The sequence below is a fragment of the Candidatus Obscuribacterales bacterium genome (assembly GCA_036703605.1).
GTDB lineage: Bacteria > Cyanobacteriota > Cyanobacteriia > RECH01 > RECH01 > RECH01.
In genome coordinates this window covers 1-1,895 of record DATNRH010000111.1, presented here as the reverse complement: position 1 = coordinate 1,895, position 1,895 = coordinate 1, and the positions used below count along the sequence as shown (strand labels likewise).

General features: G+C 51.3%; 2 protein-coding genes. Both read right to left on the bottom strand.

Features of this window, described 5'->3' with window-relative positions; translation table 11 throughout:
- A partial coding sequence (gene clpX, locus V6D20_02265; GenBank protein HEY9814620.1) for an ATP-dependent protease ATP-binding subunit ClpX occupies positions 1-787 on the bottom strand: 787 nt, incomplete at its 3' end.
- 9 nt (positions 788-796) lie between these two features.
- Entirely contained in the window at positions 797-1,507 is a 711-nt protein-coding gene (clpP, locus tag V6D20_02260; GenBank protein ID HEY9814619.1) for an ATP-dependent Clp endopeptidase proteolytic subunit ClpP, read from the bottom strand.
- Positions 1,508-1,895 lie beyond the last annotated feature (388 nt).

Here is a 1,895-nt window from a genome sequence, read left to right as displayed (position 1 = left end):
CGATCTGAATACAGTCTTGATAGGGGTGCTTGCGGCCGCCTTGAGGCGGCACGTTCGCAACAGTCCCCTCTAGCATTTTCAATAATGCTTGCTGGACGCCTTCGCCAGATACATCTCGGGTGATAGAGGGGTTTTCGCTCTTGCGGGCAATCTTGTCAATTTCATCGACGTAGATGATGCCGCGCTGGGCTTCTTCTACATCCAGATCAGCGACCTGCAGCAGGCGTAGCAGGATGTTTTCCACATCTTCACCCACATACCCAGCTTCCGTCAGCGTCGTCGCATCCGCTACGGCAAAGGGCACATCTAGAAGTTCTGCTAAGGTTTGGGCCAGGAGCGTTTTACCGCAGCCTGTGGGGCCAATCAGCAGAATATTAGACTTCTGAAGCTGGATGGAGTCATCTCGTCGGGTGCCGCCCAGCGTCATGCTTTGCTCGTAGCTAAGACGCTTATAGTGGTTGTACACCGCAACGGACAGAATCTTTTTCGCCTGATCCTGACCAATGACATGGGCATCCAGATGGTTTTTAATCTCCTGAGGCTTGGGAATCTGGCTCAGGGACACCGATGACGCACGCACCGGACGCTTTTCGGTGCGCTGCTCCCGACGAGGGGTTGGCTGCGGAACCGTGGAACTGGAGTCGTATAACTCCTCATCTAAGATTTCATTGCATAGGTCAACACATTCATCGCAAATATAGACTCCTGGCCCAGCAATGAGTTTACGAACCTGCTCCTGGGATTTACCACAGAACGAGCATTTTAGATGGGAGTCATACTTAGGCATAATACCCTCTTAGTTCACAGCAGTGATGGTGGTTCCTGAGGCCAGGAGATCCTGACGAGAAATGACTTCATCAATCAGTCCGTAGCCTTTTGCCTCTTCCGCAGACATGTAAAAGTCGCGCTCAGTATCGTCTTCAATACGCTCGATGGGCTGCCCGGTATGCAGCGCAATGAGCTCGTTGAGCTTGCGCTTATGGTACAAGATCTCCCGAGCTTGGATCTCAATATCGACCGCTTGCCCTTGAGCTCCACCCAACGGTTGGTGAATCATGATGCGAGAACTGGGCAACGAAAGACGCTTTCCCTTGGTGCCACCGGACAACAGAAATGCGCCCATGCTAGCAGCTAGTCCAAAACAAATTGTTACAACATCTGGGCGAATTTGCTGCATGGTGTCGTAGATGGCCATCCCTGCCGTCACAGAACCACCGGGAGAGTTGATGTAGAGCTGTACATCTCGCTCTGGATCTTCCGCGTCAAGATAGAGCAGCTGTGCCACAATCGAGTCGGCTACAGCATCGTCTACCGGTGTGCCCAGAAAGACGATGCGTTCCCGCAATAGGCGAGAGTAGATGTCAAATGCTCGTTCTCCCCGCCCTGACTGTTCGACCACCATCGGCACAACCCCACTGACCCCAACGGGAGAGAACCCCGTAGAGGTAAGCTCGGAGGAGCGATATATATTGTCAACACTATGACCCACGAACTGAGATACCAGCATATAAAGATTGTGTTGTTGTCCTAAACAATTTGACCGAATGATCTAGAGCGTTTAGCAGGTTTGACGTCTTAGCCGTAATGGAATGGGTAGGTCTCAGTTGAGCGATCGCCTCATGGTTTCAAGAGCGATCGCGGCTGAATCAAAGCCCTCATCCGCGATGTAAAACGTGACTGACTATCATGCCCTACACTCGATCATTATGCCTTAACTCACCCAAGTCTGGTGGGTGTTGTGCTGACTAAGCCATTGTGATAAAACGCCAAGGGGGTTCATCATCAGGGTCATCAGCAATCTAGCATAGTGTACCGGGGAAACCGCAAGTGTTTCTATGCTGAAATAATTACATAAGAACGCTATCCCTAGCGTCTTGCAGAGAAATCTCTCGTTT